Source organism: Micromonospora luteifusca (genome assembly GCF_016907275.1).
GTDB lineage: Bacteria > Actinomycetota > Actinomycetes > Mycobacteriales > Micromonosporaceae > Micromonospora > Micromonospora luteifusca.
This window is the reverse complement of the sequence record NZ_JAFBBP010000001.1, coordinates 1,605,757-1,622,083: the sequence shown is the minus strand read 5'-3', so window position 1 is coordinate 1,622,083 and position 16,327 is coordinate 1,605,757. Positions and strand designations below refer to the sequence as shown.

Genomic DNA, 16,327 nt, shown 5'->3' with positions numbered 1-16,327 from the left:
GATCAGGACTGCGCCGCGATGTAGCTGACAGCGTCGCCAACGGTCTTGAGGTTCTGCACCTCGTTGTCCGGGATCTTGACGCCGAACTTCTCCTCGGCAGCCACCACGACCTCCACCATGGAGAGCGAGTCGACATCGAGGTCGTCGGTGAAGGACTTCCCCTCGGCCACGTCGTCCGGGTTCACCCCGGCAACCTCTTCGAGGATCTCGGCGAGGCCGGTGGTGATCTCGTCACGGGTCATTGCGGTTGGTTCCTTTCATCGGGGTTGTCCGACGGCCGGCGTCGCCGGCCGCCACTCCTCGACGCGTATGCGCCCGAGGTTGGTCTTCAGGGGCAGCGGACGACCTGACCGGCGTAGGTCAGGCCACCGCCGAAGCCGAACAGCAGCACCGGCGCGCCCGAGGGCACCTCCCGGCGCTCGACCAGCTTGGACAGGGCCAGCGGCACGCTCGCGGCAGAGGTGTTGCCGGACTCGACGATGTCCTTCGCGATGATCGCGTTGGGGATGTTGAGCCGCTTGGCGATGCCGTCGATGATGCGGGCGTTGGCCTGGTGCGGCACGAACGCGGCCAGCTCCGACGGGTCGACCCCGGCCCGCTCGCAGGCCTGCAGGGCGAGCGGCGCCAGCTCGGTGGTGGCCCAGCGGAACACCGCCTGCCCCTCCTGCTGGACGTACGGGCGCCAGCCCTCGATGCGCACGGCGTCGCTCTTCTCCGGCACCGAACCCCAGACCACCGGGCCGATCCCGGCCGGCTCGTCGTCGGCGGTGGCGCTGACCACCGCCGCGCCGGCGCCGTCGGCGAAGATGATGCAGGTGGAGCGGTCGGTCCAGTCGGTGAAGTCGGAGAGCTTCTCCGCGCCGATGACGATCGCGTTGCGCGACGCCCCGGCCCGGATGGCGTGGTCGACGGTGCCCAGCGCGTACGCGAAGCCCGAGCAGGCGGTGTTCACGTCGTACGCGCCCGGCGCGGTGATGCCCAGCTTGGCGGCGACCCGGCAGGCCACGTTGGGGCTGCGGTCGATCGACGTGCACGTGGCGACCACGACCAGGTCGATGTCGGCGGCGGTCAGGCCCGAGTTGGCCAGGGCCTTGCCGGCGGCGGCAGCGGCCATGTCAGCCACCGTCTCGGTGTCGGCGATCCGCCGGCTGACGATGCCGACCCGGTCGCGGATCCACTCGTCGTTGGTGTCGACGAGCTGGGCGATGTCGTCGTTGGTCACCACCCGGGAGGGCTGGTAGTGCCCCATCGAGACGATGCGACTGCCAGTCATGAACGACCTCCGATACGGGCGATCAGGTCCCGTGCGGCCGGCAGGTCGTCCGGGGTGTTCAGGGTGACGATCTCCGGCGCGCCCTCGCCCTTGAGGTCCCGCTTGACCAGCCCGGCGAGAGTGCCGGCCGGTGGCAGTTCGATCACGCCGGTGACCCCGAGGTCGGCCAGCGTACGCATGCACAGGTCCCAGCGCACCGGGGCGGTGACCTGGCGGACCAGGCGCCGCACCATCTCCGGACCGTTGTCGACCGCGGTGCCGTCGAGGTTCGACAGCAGGGTCCGGGCCGGGTCGGCGGGGGTGATCCCGGCGGCGACCGCGGCGAGCGCGGTCTCGGCCGGGGCCATGTACGGGGTGTGGAACGCGCCAGCCACCTGGAGTCGGATGACCCGGGTCCGGGCGGACGGCTCGGCGGCGAGCTTGTCGAGCCCGTCCAGCGCGCCTGCGGCGACGATCTGCCCGGCGCCGTTGCGGTTGGCCGGGTACAGCCCGTGCGCCTCGATCGCGGCGAGCACCTCGTCGGGGTCGCCGCCGAGCATCGCGGCCATCCCGGTCGGCTCCAGCGCGCACGCGGCGGCCATCTCCCGGCCGCGTACGCCGGCGAGGGTGATCGCGGCTTCGGCCGTCAGCACACCGGCCAGGGCGGCGGCGCCCAGCTCGCCGACGCTGTGCCCGGCGGTGAGCGTGACGCCGTCCAGCGGCAGGTGCTCGGCCGCGAGCAAGGCCGCGGCGACCAGCAGCGGCTGGGTGCGGGCGGTGTCCTTGATTTCGTCGGCGTCGGCGGCGGTGCCCAGGTGCATCAGGTCGACCCCGGCCAGCGCCGACCACTCGCGCAGTCGCGCCTCGGTGCCGGTCAGGTCGAGCCATGGGGTCAGGAAGCCGGGTTTCTGAGAACCCTGGCCGGGACTAAGTACGGCGAGCACGCCTATGACTCTCCCGGATACGGGCGGGTAACGCTGTGCCGCCTCCGACCAAACCACACTAGGACGTTTAGAGGTTTCCTACAAAGATCGGCGAGGATCATCCTCGTTTTGGGCGGTTTTCCGGGTCGCCGGGGTCATTGTCTGAGTCGGGACAGGCGAGGTGAGCGGGGCGACCGGATCCAACCGACCCACCGTCAGCGCGACCTGAAGGGCGAACGCGTCCCGGGGCGACAGCGGCGAGAAGCCGGTCACCTCGGCGATCCGCCGAAGCCGGTAACGCACCGTGTTCGGGTGGACGAACAACGCGCGGGCGGCGCTCTCCAGTGTGCCGCCGGCAGCCAGGAAGGCGTCCAGGGTCGCCAACAGTTCGCCACCGGCGCGCACCAGGGTCGCGTACACGTCGTGCCGCAGCCGTCGACGAGCCTCCGCGTCGCCGGCGAGGGCCCGCTCGGGCAACAGGTCGGCGGCCGGCACCGGACGGGGGGCACTGGGCCAGGCCGGCGCCGCCCGGAAGCCGGACAGCGCGGCCCGCGCCGACTCGGTCGCCTCGTCCAGACTGGGTACGGCCGGACCGACCACCACCGGCCCGTCGCCGAACGCGCTCAGCAGCTTGGCGGTGGCGGTCAACGGGTCCGCCGCACCGCCCAACACGATGACCAACCGGTCGCCGTGCACCCCGCCGATCACCTCCACACCGATCCGGCGGGCCTGCCGGTAGACCACGTGCAGCACCGCGGAGACCTCCCCACCGGGGGAGCGGCCGACCGCCACCGCCACCGGCGGCGCGTCCGCCCAACCGAGCGCTGCGGCCCGACTGGCCAGCACATCCGGAGAGTCACCGCGCAACAGCGCGTCGACCAGCAGGGCCTGCAACCGGGCGTCCCAGGCGCCGCGAGACTCGGCCGCCCGCGCGTACACCCGGGCGGCGGCAAAGGCGATCTCCCGGGAGAAGCGCAGCACCGCTTCGCGCAGTTGCTGCTCCTCGCCCTCGGCGGCCAGTTGCGACACCTGCTCCTCGACCACGTCGATGGTCACCTTGATCAACGCCACGGTCTGCTGGAGGGTGATCGACCGGGCCAGCGCCTGCGGGGCGGCGGCGAAGACCTCGTCCGAGACTTCCTGGGTGCTGTCCGCCGTGCCGCCGCCCTCGCGCAACCACTGCACCAACGACCGGGCGCCCGCCTGGGCCACCAGCATCACCCAGGAGCGCTGATCGGCCGGCAACGCCCGGAACCACGGCAGCGTCTCGTCCATCCGGGCCACGCTGGAGGTGGCCAACGCCCCCGCCGAACGCTCGATCCGGCGCAGCGTGGCCGCCAGCTCCCCACCGCCCGGCGTACTCACCGCCCTAGCCTGACACGTGGTGAGCAGGCCATCCACGTCGGCACCGACCCCGGGCGGGCTCGCAGCCGCCCCGAGCGGCTCGGCCGGGCCGGACCGACACGGGAATTCGCCGGCCGGCTCAGGGTTGCGGGGGAGTCGGCAGCCCCAACTCCTGGGCCAGGATCGCGGCCTGCACCCGGCTGCGCAGGTCCAACTTCGCCAGGATCCGGCTCACGTGTGTCTTGGTGGTGCTCTCCGCCAGCACCAACCGGTCGGCGATCTGCTGGTTGGACAGGCCCAGGCCGAGGCAGGCCAGCACGTCCTGCTCGCGCGGGGTGAGGGTGCCCAGGGCGGCCCGGGTGTCCGCCGACGCGCCCGGCGCCGTGGCCGCGAAGGCGGCGATCAACCGGCGGGTCACCGCAGGGGCGATGAATCCGTCGCCGCGCGCCACCGTACGCACCGCCGTCACCAGGCCATCGGCATCGGTGTCCTTGAGCAGGAACCCGGCCGCGCCGGCGCGCAACGCGCCGAAGACGTACTCGTCGAGGTCGAAGGTGGTGAGCACCAGTACGTCGGCGAGCCCATCGGTGACGATCGCCCGGGTCGCGGAGATCCCGTCCCGGTGGGGCATCCGGACGTCCAGCACCGCCACGTCCGGGCGCAACTCCCGACACAGCCGCACCGCCTCGTCGCCGTCGGCCGCCTCGCCGACCACGTCGACACCCGGAGCGCCGCCCAGGATCAGGGCCAGCCCGGCCCGTACCGCCGGCTGGTCGTCCGCGAGGACCACCCGTACCGTCGCCGTGGCCGCGTCGCCCGGTGACCGCGCCGGCCTGGTCACCCGACCTCCCCGGTGGGCAACGCGGCCCGGACCTGCCAGCGGCCGTCCCGCGGCCCGGCGGTGAACCGGCCGGCCAGCAGCGTGGCCCGTTCCCGCATCCCGATCAGCCCCGCCCCGGCGCCCGGCACCCCGGCAACGCCCCGGCGCACCGGATTCTCCACCGTCACCACCACCTCCGCCGGCCGGTACGCGATCGTCAGCTCCGCCTCACCCGTGCCGTGCTTGAGCGCGTTGGTCAGCGACTCCTGCACGATCCGGTATGCGGCGAGGTCCACTCCCACCGGCAGCGGCCCCGGCGCCCCATCGGTGCGGACCCGCACCGCGAGGCCGGCGGCCTGGATCCGCTCGACCAACCCGTCCGCCTCGGCGAGCCGCGCGGTGACCGCCTCCGGCTCGCCTGCCAGGGCCCGCCCACCGCCGGTCCCCGGCTCGCGCAACAACTCGATCATCTGACGCATCTCCGCCAGGCCCTGCACGCTGCTCTCCCGGATCACCCGCAACGCCGAGGAGACCTGGTCGCGATCCAGCCCGGACACGGACAGCACGGCGGTGGCGTGGATGGCGACCGCGCTGAGGTGGTTGGCGACCACGTCGTGCAACTCCCGGGCCATCCGGGCCCGTTCGGCGCTGACCGCCTGCCAGCGGTCCAACTCGACCAGCCGGGCGGTCTGCTCGGCCCGCGCCCGCTCGGCCGCGGCCTGGTCGCGGTACTGCCGGACGCTGATGCCGGTCAGGACCGGCAGCAACCCGACGAGCACCACCGGCACCCCGACGGCGACCCCACGCCACTCGCCGAAGACGAGCACGCCGACAGCCGCACCGATCAGGCTCAGGCCGATGGTCACCCGCAGCAACCACCGCCACAGCCGTGGCGGGCCGTACACGCAGGCGTCGTAGAGCACCTGGGTGTAGATCAGGATCGTCCCCAGCGAACCGCCGAGCGCGGTGTCCACGACGAGCGCCGCGGTGCCGGTGGCCAGGCTGGTGCGGGGAGCGATCCTGCGCAGGCCCACCGCCACGCACATCGCCAGCAGCGGGGGCAGGAACAGCGCCGACGGCACGTCCGGGTGCGGATGGATCTGCGGTTGCCAACCCAGGGCGTGCAGCACCAGGCCGCCGACGAGTGACGCGCCGGCGAGCGCGAGGTCGCGGCCCAGGGTGCCGGAGTTGAGCCACGGTCGCGGTCGCATGCCCACGATCCCACCACAGCCGCCGACCCTCGGACACCGACCGGAGGAGGAGGCCGACGGCACCGACATGCGCCGAAAGGGGTACGCGCATCGTGCCCGCGCCGAGCGACAATGATCATCATGACTGATCTGGGAACGATGGCCGCGCTGGCTCGTGAGATCGACGCGACCTGCCGGCTGACCGGCACGTTCGTGCTCCGTTCCGGCAGGACCGCCGACGAGTACTTCGACAAGTACCGCTTCGAGGCGGATCCCCGCCTGCTGGACCGGGTCGCCGCCCAGTTGGTGCACCTGGTCCCGACGGACACCGAGGTGCTGGCCGGGTTGGAGATGGGCGGGATCCCGGTGGTGACCGCGCTCGGCCGGCACACCGGGCTGCCCTGCGCCTTCGTCCGCAAGACCGCGAAGCCGTACGGGACGGCCCGGCTGGCCGAGGGGGCGGAGCTGGCCGGGCGGCGAGTGCTGGTGGTCGAGGACGTCGTCACCTCCGGCGGCCAGGTGGTCATCTCCACCGGCCAGCTACGCGAACTCGGTGCCCGGGTGGAGCACGCCCTCTGCGTCATCGACCGCGTCGAGGGAGGGGCGGAGGCGCTCGCCGCTCACGGCGTGGCGCTGCGGGCGCTCCTGCGCCGGGCGGACCTGGAGGCGCACCGCACCCGCTGACCGCCGGTCCGCCCGGCTGCGGCCGCTCCAGATGAACGGCGCGGAAAGAAGCTGTGAACTGCGCTACCAGATCCCGCGCTCACCGTCGTCGTCGTGGACTGGCCGGTGCCGACCCCAGGTACGCTGCGCGCGGCCCGTCGGTCCCGGCCAGTACGGTGACAGGGCACGTCGGGGGGAGCACCCGCGGGTGAGGCGAGCGTGAGGAGACCGGGGATGGCGCACGGGGAGGCCGAGCACGGCTGCGCCCAGGGCGAGCCCAACCGGCCGGGGCACGACCCACAGGCGGCGGGCAAGCACCGCCGGCCGGTCGGCGGCACGCCATCGCACCCGGCGGAGCCCCTCGCCGGCCGGGCCGAGGACGAGACCCTGCTCCCGCGCCAGCGCTCCGGCGAGCCCAACGCCCTCGCCGAGCCCGACACAGACGTCCCCGCTGGTTGCCTTAGCGAACTTTCCGGCTGGGCCGGGGCACATCGGCACGGCCCCGTTCGACCGCGTCCGCGGGCGACCCGTCGGGAGCGCCCACCGCGCCGCTGGTGCTGACCACCGACGCTTGGGAGAGCGATCCGCGAGGGCTGTCTGGCCGCTGACGCCCACCGCCGACGCCGAGCAGGTCAGCGGGTGCGGCGGCGGATCAGCAGGGCGATCCCGGCGAGGCCGACCGTGATGGTGAGCATCACCCCGACATTGAGCAGCAGCAGGTGCTGCAGGTCGCCAAGGGCCTCGTCGAGATCCTTCGCGGGGTCGAGCGTGTCCTCCGGGAGCACCCGCTCGCCGCCGCCCACGCCGCCGCTGACCGTGTCGAACTGCCGCTCCAGTGGCACACCGGCGGTGCGCAGGGTCTCGGACATGCTGAGCCGGCCCAGGAACCAACCGGCACTGGTCTTGCGGGCGTCCGGCTGCTTCGCGGGCCGGAAGACCCGCGGACCACCGACAGCCTTGGGATAGAGGTCGTACGTCTGCTTCGGCGTCTCGCCGGCGAGCACCACGATCGTGTACTTCGGACCGAGGTCGGCTGGCTTGGGGCCGGTCGACATGCCGGTACGAGCGAGGAAGTTGACCTGCTCGATGACCGCAGTGACGTGAGCGGGCTGCTTGTCCGCGCGTAACCGCAGCGGCTCGGACAACCCCACGCCCGTGATGTCCACCCCGGCCGGTGCCGGGTTCGGCGCCGCCCATGCCGGGCCGGCGGTGCCGAGCGACAGCAGCGCCGTCGCCAGCGTGCCCGCCAGCACGGCGGCCAACCGCCTCATCTGTCGGACCATCCCGCCTCCTCGCCCCGTTCGATGGATGGCTTCGCTGTGACGCCTGGACCGGTTTGCCGGTGCGGCGCCGACCGGATGGCCGAGGCCTACTCCTACAGACTCCGCAGAACGTCGATGAGTTGCAGCTTGTGGAACAGTAATTGGAACTATCTGCGATCTCTGCTCAACTAATGAGGAGCCGTTTGATCAGCGGGCGGATCGTACCCTTACGGAGGGGTTCATGGTGGGCAGGGTCGCACGTGCTGCGCGAGTTGTGCCAGTGGTGCTCGGCGTGGCGTTCGGTGTGTCGTTTCTGGTGCCTGCGACACCGGCCGCCGCGCACAACTCGCTGACCGGCAGCGATCCGCGCGACGGCGCCCGGGTGGCGAAGGCGCCCGCCCGGATCGAGCTGCGGTTCCTGGCCAGGCCAGCACCCGCTACAACGAAGATCACAATAACCGGACCGGACAATGTGGTCGCTGGCGGCCCACCGGCCTTCGATGGCAGCCGCGTGCGTGTGCCGTTCAAGCCGGGTGCCGCTGGGCTCTACATCGTCGGCTACCAGCTCGCGTCCAGCGACGGGCACCCGGTGAAGGGCGAGGTGCGGTTCACCCTCACGACCGGCACCGCCGCCGACCCGTCCGCCTCGCCGTCGATCACTGACGGCTCCGCCCCGACCGCCGGTGGCTCCGCCCCGACCGCGGCGGTGGGTCCGACCGCGAACGCGGCGTCGTCGGTGACGCCGGCCGCCACCGCGACCGCTGGTGCGACTCCGACGGGCAGCCCGGTGCCGGTGGCGCAGGAGAGCAGCCAGTTGCGCGGCTGGCTGTGGACGATCGCGGCGGCTCTGCTGGTGGGCGCGCTCGTCGTCGGGTTGCAGCGGCGGCACCGAGCCCGACGCCGCTGAGCGGCCGGGCACCAGGCTGGCCGGCGACCGGCCGCCGAGACGGCGCGGGAGTCGGTTCGGAGATCAGACCAGGCGGAGTCGGGCGGCGCGCATCCGGGTCAGGGTGCGCTCGCGACCGAGCACCTCCAGCGACTCGAACAACGGCAGGCCCACGGTGCGGCCGGTGACCGCGACCCGGACCGGCGCCTGCGTCTTGCCGAGCTTGAGACCACGCTCGGCGCCGACCGCCTCCAGCGTCGACTTCAGCGAGTCGGCATCCCAGGACTCCAGCGCGTCGAACGCCGCGATGGCGGAGTCCAGCAGCTCGGCCGAGCCGTCCTTCATCGTCTTGGCCCAGGCGGCTTCGTCGATCAGCGGCGAGGCCAGGAAGAGGAAATCGACGTTCGGCACGATCTCGCTGAGCACCGTGATCCGGGTCTGGGCCAGCGGCGCCACGGCGGCGAACGCCTCGGCGTCGAACTCCTCGGGCTGCCACGGCGGCGGCGCGATCGTCCCGGTGCCGGTCAGCCATGGCTGGCAGGCGTCGACGAACTCATCCACCGGCAGCGCGCGGATGTAGTCGCCGTTGAAAGCGCGCAGCTTCTTCTCGTCGAAGAACGCGGGGGAGGGGTTGACCTCCTCCAGCCGGAACTCGTCCTCGATGACCGACCAGGGGACGATCTCGCGGTCCCCCGAGGGCGCCCAGCCGAGCAGCATCAGGTAGTTGCGCATCGCGCCGGGAAGGTAGCCCTCCTCGCGGTACGCCTCCAGCGCCACCTTGTCCCGCCGCTTGGAGAGCTTCTGCCGCTTCTCGTTGACCACCACCGGCACGTGCGCCCAGACCGGCGGCTTGACCCCGAGAGCGTCCCAGAGCAGCTGCTGCTTGGGCGTGTTGGGCAGGTGCTCCTCGGCCCGGACCACATGGGTGATCCCCATGGTCATGTCGTCGACGACGTTGGCCAGCAGGAAGACCGGCGAGCCGTCGCCCCGGGCGATGACGAAGTCCTCGATGAGTCGGTTCTCGAAGGTGGGCTCACCGCGGATCAGGTCGACCACCACGGTCGTGCCCTCGTCCGGCGTACGGAAGCGCAGTGCGTGCCCCACCCCGGGGCCGAGGTTGCGGTCGCGGTGGTAGCCGTCGTAGCCCTGGTACTGCGAGCCGGTGCGGGCCTGCACGTCCTCGCGGGTGCAGTCGCAGTAGTAGGCGCGGCCGGACTCGTAGAGGCGGGCGGCGGCGGCCCGGTGCTCGCCGGCGTTCTCCGACTGGAAGTACGGGCCCTCGTAGCTGCCCCGGGAGATGCCGATCCAGTCCAGCGCGGAGAGGATGCCCTCGGTCCACTCGGGCTTGTTGCGCGCCGCGTCGGTGTCTTCGATGCGAAGTACGAACACACCGCCCTGCTGCTTGGCGTAGATCCAGTTCTGCAGCGCCGAGCGGGCGCCGCCGACGTGGAACATACCGGTCGGGGAGGGAGCGAAGCGCACGCGAACCGTCACGTCCCCCAGCCTACGGCGACCGTCGACGGCTTTCCGCCACGGCCCCCTGACTCAGGGGACTGAGCGGATCTTGACGACCAGGGCGCTGCCGATCAGGGTGACCACGGCGGTGACCGCGTAGAGCGTGGGGTAACCGCCCAGGTACACCACGAGCGGGGCGGAGAGCGCCGGGCCGAGCACCTGCGGCGCCGAGTTGGCGATGTTGATGACGCCGAGGTCCTTGGCGCGGTCGGTGGCTCGGGGGAGCACCTGGGTGATCAACGCGGCGTCCACCGAGAGGTAGACGCCGTAGCCGGCGCCGAGCAGCAGCGCGGCGACGATCGCCATCGGCCAGACCGGCGCGACCGCGAGGAGCAGCGCCGCCACCGCCATGATCAGCCCGGACGCGATCACGTAGATCTTGCGGCGCCCCGAACGGTCCGACATCCGGCCGGCGACCACAGCGGTCAGCATCATGCCGAGCGTGTAGAGCAGGATCAGCACCAGCAGGCCACCCTCGGGATCGGGGTGGCGCACCCCGTCGGTGAGGAAGTACAGCAGGTAGAGGGTGCCCAGCGCGTTGCCGAGCTGAACCAGGAACCGGGTGATCCAGGCCCAGGCGAAATCCGGGTGCCGTCGTGGGCTGATCCACATCGAGGCCAGCAGGGCCCGCGTCCGCAGCACCGGCCGATGCGTACGCGGCAGCGGTTCGTCGGGGGTGAGCAGCGCGAACGGCAGCGACAGCAGCACAATGGCCGCCGCGATGGCCAGGTAGCCTGCGGCGTTGCCGGTGACCACTGCGGTGACCAGCACCGCGCCGAGCACCAGCCCGAGCGCCTGCGGGATGCCCACCCAACCCGAGACGCCGCCGCGCTGCGCCACCGGCACCCGATCCGGGATGGCCGCGGTGAGGCTGGCCAGCATCGCGTTGAAGCAGACCTGTGCGGCGACCCAGCCGAGGGCGACCCCGAGGATGGTCCGCTGCTGGGCCAGCAGCACCAGGGCCGCCGCGCCGAGCAGCGCCCCGCCCGCGGTCCAGACGTGCCGCCGACCGAACTCCCGGCCGGCCACCCGCAGGCAGGTCCGGTCGGAGAACGCGCCCGCCAGGGGGTTGGCGAGCACTGCGGCCAGCGCACCGAGGCCGGTGACCACCGCCAGCATGTTCTCCTTGTCGCCGGGTGCGATCAGCTCGATCTGTTGCGGCAGCAGCACCTGGATGGGCGTGAAGAACGCCATCCAGACCCCGAGGTTGGCGGCGAAGATCAACCCGATCCAGCTGCGTCGCACCGGCACGGTCGGCTCGGCGAGCGCGGCCGGCAGCGACGCCGGCGTCGGGTCGAGGGTGGTCACCGCGCCGACCGGTCCCGGGAGGCGGCGATCACGTCCCGCAGCCAGGTGTACGAGGACTTCGGCGTACGCCTCTGGGTGGCGTAGTCGACGTGGACCAGGCCGAAGCGTTTGGTGAACCCCTCGGCCCACTCCCAGTTGTCGAGCAGCGACCAGACGAAGTACCCGCGCACGTCCACCCCGTCGTCGATGGCGGCCCGGACCGCCCGCAGGTGCCCGTCGAGGTACGCGATCCGCTCCGGATCCGCCACCTGGCCGTCCGCGTCCGGTGCGTCGTCGTACGCGCAGCCGCTCTCGGTGATCTCGATGGGCGGCAGCGCGTCGCCGTACGTGTCGCGCAGCCAGCCGAGCAGCTCGTGCAGCCCGTCGGGGGCCACCGGCCAGTCGAAGGCGGTACGCGGGTAGCCGTCCAGCGGGACGAGGTCGAACGGCAGTGGCGAGCCCTCCTCGGCGGCCCGTACCCCGGTGGGGTTGTAGTAGTTGACCCCCAGCACGTCGATCGGCGCGGCGATGGTGTCGAGGTCGCCGGGGTGGACGAGGCTCGAATCGAAGCCGGGCAGCTCCGGGTAGCCGCGACCGAGCAGCGGGTCGGTGAAGAGCCGGTTGTGCAGCACCTCGTACGTCGCCCCGGCGGCCCGGTCGGCGTCGCGGTCGCCGAGCACCCGCACGGGCGAGTAGTTGTTGGCGATCGCCACCGGGCTGGCGGTGCGGGCCCGCAGCGCGGCGACCGCGAGCCCGTGCCCGAGCAGTTGGTGGTGGGCGACGGGAAAGGCGTCGAAGAGCAGCGTCCGGCCGGGGGCGTGCTCGCCCGTGCCGTAGCCGAGGCTCATGTGGATGAACGGTTCGTTCAGGGTGATCCAGAGCCGGACCCGGTCGCCGAGTCGGGCGGCGGTCAGATCGGCGTAGTCGGCGAAGCGGGCGGCGGTGTCGCGGTGCAGCCAGCCGCCGGCGTCTTCGAGGGCTTGCGGCAGGTCCCAGTGGTAGAGGGTCGCGACCGGGTCGACGCCGGCGGCCAGCAGCTCGTCCACCAGTCGGTCGTAGAAGTCCAGGCCGGCGGCGTTGGCCGGGCCGGCGCCGGTGGGCTGCACCCGGGGCCAGGCGACGGAGAAGCGGTAGGCCGAGACGCCCAGCCCGGCGAGCAGCGCGACGTCTTCGCCGTGCCGGTGGTAATGGTCGCAGGCCACCTCGCCGCTGCTGCCGTCGCTGATCCGGCCGGGGGAGCGCGCGAAGGTGTCCCAGATGGACGGACCGCGCCCGTCGGCCGTGACGGCGCCCTCGATCTGGTGGGCCGATGTGGAGACGCCCCAGCGGAAGCCGGTGGGGTACTGGGGCATCGGTGCGATCGACATGCGCCCTCCGGTCAACGTGAAACGTGCTCGGGACTTTAGGGCGCTCTCGATGAATGCGCCATAGGCCGCAATGGCGCAATCCGCAATGGTTGATCGGCGTGTCTTTTTCCGAACCCGTCCCGGTAAGTCCGATTTAACGCATAGAGTGCCGATATCGTGGGATGTCCTCACCGGAGGAAGACGGAAATGATCCTCGTTGAACGCAGTGCGCACGTGGCGGCGCCAATTGAAGTGGTCTGGGATGTCGTGCAGCGGGCCGAGCAGTTGCCGGCCTGGCTGGCGGGAGTCCGCGCGGCCGAAGTGCTCTCGGGAGAGGGCTTCGGGCGGCGACAACTGGTCCAGGCGGGGCGCGGCTCGGCGCATGAGGCCGAGGTGATCGCCTACCAGGAGCCGACGCTGATCGGCTGGCGGGAACGGGCCAAGGGCGCCGGCGCCCGTGCGGAAGCGCGCACCGAGATCTACGTCCAGCTCACCTCCGACGAGGAGGAAGAGGGCGGCACCATCGTGCGGCTCATCGTGGTCCGCTGGCCGGCCGGCCCGGTCAAGGCGGCCCTGCTGCGCCTCGGACTGCGTCGGGTCGGCGCCGACCTGGAGGACTCGCTGGCCCGGCTCACCGACCTGGCCGCCGTCGGCTGACGAGCGCACATCCTCCCGGCGTCACCCGCCCCGGCGGTGGTCCGGATCCCCGCCAGGGACCCCGGACCACCGCCCCTCCCGCCCCCTGTGCGCGTCGATCACGTGGGGTAGGGATGCAACGAGAAGGGCCCGGCGCGTCAGCGCCGGGCCCTTCTCGGTTGTGCACCTGTCAGCTGTCGCCGCCGGTTTCGCCGACCGGGGCGGCGTTGACGTCGTCGATCGCGTACTTCTTGGCGGCCTCGGCGGGCACGGTGGCCGCCACCGCCCCGCTGCGGGCGAGCTGCCGCAGCGTGGCCACCACGATCGACTCGGCGTCGACGTGGAAGTGCCGGCGCAGCGCGTGCCGGGTGTCCGACATGCCGAAGCCGTCGGTGCCGAGCGACGTGTAGTCACCGGGCACCCAGCGGGCGATCAGATCCGGCACCGCACGCATCCAGTCGCTGACCGCGACCTTCGGGCCGTCCGCATCAGCCAGCTTCTGCTGGATGTACGGAACCTTCGCCTCGGCGGCCGGGTTGAGGAGGTTGAACTCCTCGGCCTCCACGGCGTCGCGGCGCAGCTCGGTCCAGGAGGTCACCGACCAGACGTCGGCGGCCACCCCCCAGTCCTGGGCGAGCAACTGCTGGGCCTTGAGCGCCCACTGCATCCCGGTGCCCGAAGCGAGCACGTTGGCCTTCGGGCCGTCGACCTGCGGTGCCGGGGAGTAGCGATAGATGCCCTTGAGCAGGCCCTCCACGTCCACGCCGGCCGGCTCAGCCGGCTGCAGGATCGGCTCGTTGTAGACCGTCAGGTAGTAGAAGACGTTCTCCTGCGCGTCCCCGTACATCCGGTGCAGACCGTGCTCCATGATGTGCGCGATCTCGAACGAGAACGCCGGGTCGTACGCGACCACCGCCGGGTTGGTGGCGGCGATCAGCATCGAGTGGCCGTCCTCGTGCTGCAGGCCCTCACCGTTGAGCGTCGTACGCCCCGCAGTGGCGCCGAGCAGGAAGCCCCGCGCCATCTGGTCGGCGGCTGCCCACAGCCCGTCGGCGGTCCGCTGGAACCCGAACATCGAGTAGAAGATGTACATCGGGATCATCGGCTCGTCGTGGGTGGCGTACGCCGAGCCGGCCGCCGTGAACGAGGCGACCGAACCGGCCTCGTTGATCCCCTCGTGCAGGATCTGCCCGGTGGTCGACTCCTTGTACGACAGGAACAGCTCCCGGTCGACCGAGGTGTAGCGCTGGCCGTGCGGCGAGTAGATCTTCGCGGTGGGGAAGATCGAGTCGAGGCCGAAGGTGCGCGCCTCGTCCGGGATGATCGGCACCCAGCGCTTGCCGAACTCCTTGTCCTTCATGATGTCCTTGAGCAGGCGGACGAAGGCCATCGTGGTGGCCACCTTCTGCTTGCCCGAGCCGCGCTTGACGTCGGCGAACCGCTCCGGGCCGGGGATGGCCAGCCGCTTGGTGCTGGTCCGCCGGGACGGCAGGTACCCGCCGAGCTGCTCGCGCCGCTCCTTGAGGTACGCCATCTCCTCGGACTTCTCGCCCGGGTGGTAATACGGCGGCAGGTAGGGGTTGTCCTCCAGCGCCTTGTCCGGGATGTCCAGGTAGAGCCGGTCGCGGAAGGTCTTCAGGTCCTCCAGCGTCAGCTTCTTCATCTGGTGGGTCGCGTTGCGGCCCTCGAAGTGCGAGCCGAGCGTCCAGCCCTTGATCGTCTTCGCCAGGATGACGGTGGGCTGACCCGTGTGCTCGGTAGCCGCCTTGTAGGCCGCGTACAGCTTGCGGTAGTCGTGCCCACCCCGCTTGAGGTTCCAGATCTCGTCGTCGCTCAGCGGGTCGACCATCTTGCGGGTACGCGCGTCGCGGCCGAAGAAGTGCTCCCGCACGTACGCGCCCGACTCCGCCTTGTAGGTCTGGTAGTCGCCGTCGGTCGTCGTGTTCATGAGGTTGACCAGCGCGCCGTCGGTGTCTGCGGCGAGCAGCGGGTCCCACTCGCGGCCCCAGACCACCTTGATGACGTTCCAGCCGGCACCCCGGAAGAACGACTCCAGCTCCTGCATGACCTTGCCGTTGCCCCGGACCGGGCCGTCCAGCCGCTGCAGGTTGCAGTTGATCACGAAGGTGAGGTTGTCCAACTCCTCGCGGGCGGCCAGGCCGATGGCGCCGAGCGTCTCCGGCTCGTCCATCTCACCGTCGCCCAGGAACGCCCAGACGTGCTGCTGCGAGGTGTCCTTGATGCCGCGGTGCTGCAGGTACCGGTTGAACCGGGCCTGGTAGATCGCGTTCAGACCGCCGAGACCCATCGAGACGGTGGGGAACTCCCAGAAGTCCGGCATCAGTCGCGGGTGCGGGTACGAAGGCAGCCCACCACCCGGGTGGGACAGCTCCTGACGGAACCCGTCGAGCTGGTGCTCGCTGAGCCGCCCCTCCAGGAACGCCCGCGCGTACATACCGGGCGAGGCGTGACCCTGGTAGAAGATGTGGTCGCCGCCGCCCGGGTGGTTCTTGCCCCGGAAGAAGTGGTTGAAGCCCACCTCGTAGAGCGACGCCGAGCTGGCGAAGGTGGAGATGTGCCCGCCGACGCCGATCTCCGGGCGCTGTGCCCGGTGCACCAGCATGGCGGCGTTCCACCGGACGTACGCCCGGATCCGCCGCTCGACGTGCTCGTCACCCGGGAACCACGGTTCGCGCTCCGACGGGATGGTGTTGATGTAGTCGGTGGTGGTCAGGGGCGGAACCCCGACCTGGCGCTCACGGGCCCGCTCCAGCAGGCGCAGCATGACGTACCGGGCACGTTTGGCACCGCGATCGTCGATGACACCGTCAAGCGACTCGACCCATTCGCTGGTTTCTTCAGGGTCGATGTCCGGAAGCTGGCTCGGTAGGCCGTCGCTGATCACCGGGCGCTTGCGTTCCGTAGCCACAGGCGTTCCCTCGGTTGTGTGTGGGATAGGTCTCTAGCGCCATCCTGCCCCCTGGTGCCACCCGCCGTCACGTCTAGGCCCCCCCGACGCGATGCTGAACACAGGTACTCGCCGGTAACTTAGCGCGACGGACGCCTTCTTCCGTCGTTTCGAGCCGTTCGCCGGGTCGTTTCGAGCCGTTCGCCGGGACGGCAGGCGGCGGGGATTCGGGTGGCGGGGGTGAACTCCGGTGGCGGTGACCGGCGACTCCGGTGGTGGCGGCTGTTCCTGATCC

At 71.6% G+C, this 16,327-nt stretch carries 15 protein-coding genes; 4 read left to right on the top strand and 11 right to left on the bottom strand.

The annotated features are described in order from the left end of the window. Window positions 1–2 precede the first annotated feature (2 nt). The 6 genes from JOD64_RS06870 to JOD64_RS06845 all read right to left on the bottom strand — a co-directional run bounded on the left by JOD64_RS06870 (window position 3) and on the right by JOD64_RS06845 (window position 5,550). Window positions 3–242, bottom strand: coding sequence for an acyl carrier protein (locus JOD64_RS06870; protein ID WP_030330276.1), 240 nt, complete (start codon window positions 240–242; stop codon window positions 3–5). Between the two features lie 86 nt (window positions 243–328). Further along, window positions 329–1,273, bottom strand: a complete 945-nt coding sequence (locus tag JOD64_RS06865) for a beta-ketoacyl-ACP synthase III (protein WP_204941468.1) — start codon at window positions 1,271–1,273, stop codon at window positions 329–331. Then, window positions 1,270–2,196, bottom strand: coding sequence for an ACP S-malonyltransferase (locus JOD64_RS06860; RefSeq protein WP_204941467.1), 927 nt, complete (start codon window positions 2,194–2,196; stop codon window positions 1,270–1,272). Before JOD64_RS06860 ends, JOD64_RS06865 begins: the two co-directional genes overlap by 4 nt. A 78-nt stretch (window positions 2,197–2,274) precedes the next feature. After that, entirely contained in the window at window positions 2,275–3,576 is a 1,302-nt protein-coding gene (locus JOD64_RS06855) for a PucR family transcriptional regulator (RefSeq protein WP_307813269.1), read from the bottom strand. Window positions 3,577–3,658: 82 nt separating this feature from the next. Next, window positions 3,659–4,360 carry a response regulator gene (locus JOD64_RS06850; protein WP_204941465.1) on the bottom strand — a complete coding sequence of 234 codons (702 nt, stop codon included), beginning with the start codon at window positions 4,358–4,360 and terminating at the stop codon, window positions 3,659–3,661. After that, window positions 4,357–5,550 carry a sensor histidine kinase gene (locus JOD64_RS06845; protein ID WP_204941464.1) on the bottom strand — a complete coding sequence of 398 codons (1,194 nt, stop codon included), beginning with the start codon at window positions 5,548–5,550 and terminating at the stop codon, window positions 4,357–4,359. The genes JOD64_RS06850 and JOD64_RS06845 overlap by 4 nt, the downstream gene beginning before the upstream one ends. 120 nt (window positions 5,551–5,670) lie before the next feature. On the opposite strand from JOD64_RS06845, the gene JOD64_RS06840 reads away from it, so the two are divergent. Next, window positions 5,671–6,213 carry an orotate phosphoribosyltransferase gene (locus JOD64_RS06840; protein WP_204941463.1) on the top strand — a complete coding sequence of 181 codons (543 nt, stop codon included), beginning with the start codon at window positions 5,671–5,673 and terminating at the stop codon, window positions 6,211–6,213. Between the two features lie 213 nt (window positions 6,214–6,426). After that, the gene (locus JOD64_RS32885; RefSeq protein WP_239559441.1) at window positions 6,427–6,753 is read left to right on the top strand and encodes a hypothetical protein; all 327 of its coding nucleotides are present in this window, start codon (window positions 6,427–6,429) and stop codon (window positions 6,751–6,753) included. Window positions 6,754–6,824: 71 nt separating this feature from the next. Here JOD64_RS32885 and JOD64_RS06835 read toward each other — a convergent pair whose 3' ends face one another. Further along, complete coding sequence (locus JOD64_RS06835; protein WP_204941462.1) at window positions 6,825–7,475, bottom strand: hypothetical protein; 651 nt, start codon at window positions 7,473–7,475, stop codon at window positions 6,825–6,827. A 220-nt stretch (window positions 7,476–7,695) separates the two neighbouring features. Between JOD64_RS06835 and JOD64_RS06830 the strand changes: the two genes are divergently transcribed. After that, window positions 7,696–8,361, top strand: a complete 666-nt coding sequence (locus tag JOD64_RS06830) for a copper resistance CopC family protein (protein ID WP_204941461.1) — start codon at window positions 7,696–7,698, stop codon at window positions 8,359–8,361. A gap of 63 nt (window positions 8,362–8,424) precedes the next feature. Here the strand turns inward: JOD64_RS06830 and gltX are convergent, their stop codons facing one another. The 3 genes from gltX to JOD64_RS06815 are packed head-to-tail and all read right to left on the bottom strand — an operon-like array spanning window position 8,425 to window position 12,509. Beyond that, window positions 8,425–9,834, bottom strand: a complete 1,410-nt coding sequence (gltX, locus tag JOD64_RS06825; RefSeq protein WP_307813266.1) for a glutamate--tRNA ligase — start codon at window positions 9,832–9,834, stop codon at window positions 8,425–8,427. 51 nt (window positions 9,835–9,885) lie between these two features. Then, entirely contained in the window at window positions 9,886–11,163 is a 1,278-nt protein-coding gene (locus JOD64_RS06820; RefSeq protein WP_204941460.1) for an MFS transporter, read from the bottom strand. Continuing rightward, a complete protein-coding gene (locus tag JOD64_RS06815) occupies window positions 11,160–12,509 on the bottom strand; it encodes a GH1 family beta-glucosidase (RefSeq protein ID WP_204941459.1) in 1,350 nt (449 codons plus the stop codon). Before JOD64_RS06815 ends, JOD64_RS06820 begins: the two co-directional genes overlap by 4 nt. A gap of 186 nt (window positions 12,510–12,695) precedes the next feature. On the opposite strand from JOD64_RS06815, the gene JOD64_RS06810 reads away from it, so the two are divergent. Then, the gene (locus JOD64_RS06810; protein ID WP_184177423.1) at window positions 12,696–13,145 is read left to right on the top strand and encodes an SRPBCC family protein; all 450 of its coding nucleotides are present in this window, start codon (window positions 12,696–12,698) and stop codon (window positions 13,143–13,145) included. 169 nt (window positions 13,146–13,314) lie between these two features. Here the strand turns inward: JOD64_RS06810 and aceE are convergent, their stop codons facing one another. Further along, window positions 13,315–16,053 (bottom strand): pyruvate dehydrogenase (acetyl-transferring), homodimeric type, encoded by a 2,739-nt coding sequence (gene aceE / locus JOD64_RS06805; RefSeq protein ID WP_204941458.1) that lies wholly within the window; start codon window positions 16,051–16,053, stop codon window positions 13,315–13,317. Window positions 16,054–16,327: the final 274 nt, after the last annotated feature.

Bases quoted from the DNA above. Each gene is read 5' to 3' on its own strand.
- JOD64_RS06845 (WP_204941464.1), bottom strand. From the start codon at position 5,550: ATGCGACCGCGACCGTGGCTCAACTCCGGCACCCTGGGCCGCGACCTC.
- JOD64_RS32885 (WP_239559441.1), top strand. From the start codon at position 6,427: ATGGCGCACGGGGAGGCCGAGCACGGCTGCGCCCAGGGCGAGCCCAAC.
- JOD64_RS06815 (WP_204941459.1), bottom strand. From the start codon at position 12,509: ATGTCGATCGCACCGATGCCCCAGTACCCCACCGGCTTCCGCTGGGGC.
- JOD64_RS06870 (WP_030330276.1), bottom strand. From the start codon at position 242: ATGACCCGTGACGAGATCACCACCGGCCTCGCCGAGATCCTCGAAGAG.
- JOD64_RS06830 (WP_204941461.1), top strand. From the start codon at position 7,696: ATGGTGGGCAGGGTCGCACGTGCTGCGCGAGTTGTGCCAGTGGTGCTC.
- JOD64_RS06840 (WP_204941463.1), top strand. From the start codon at position 5,671: ATGACTGATCTGGGAACGATGGCCGCGCTGGCTCGTGAGATCGACGCG.
- JOD64_RS06835 (WP_204941462.1), bottom strand. From the start codon at position 7,475: ATGGTCCGACAGATGAGGCGGTTGGCCGCCGTGCTGGCGGGCACGCTG.
- JOD64_RS06865 (WP_204941468.1), bottom strand. From the start codon at position 1,273: ATGACTGGCAGTCGCATCGTCTCGATGGGGCACTACCAGCCCTCCCGG.
- JOD64_RS06810 (WP_184177423.1), top strand. From the start codon at position 12,696: ATGATCCTCGTTGAACGCAGTGCGCACGTGGCGGCGCCAATTGAAGTG.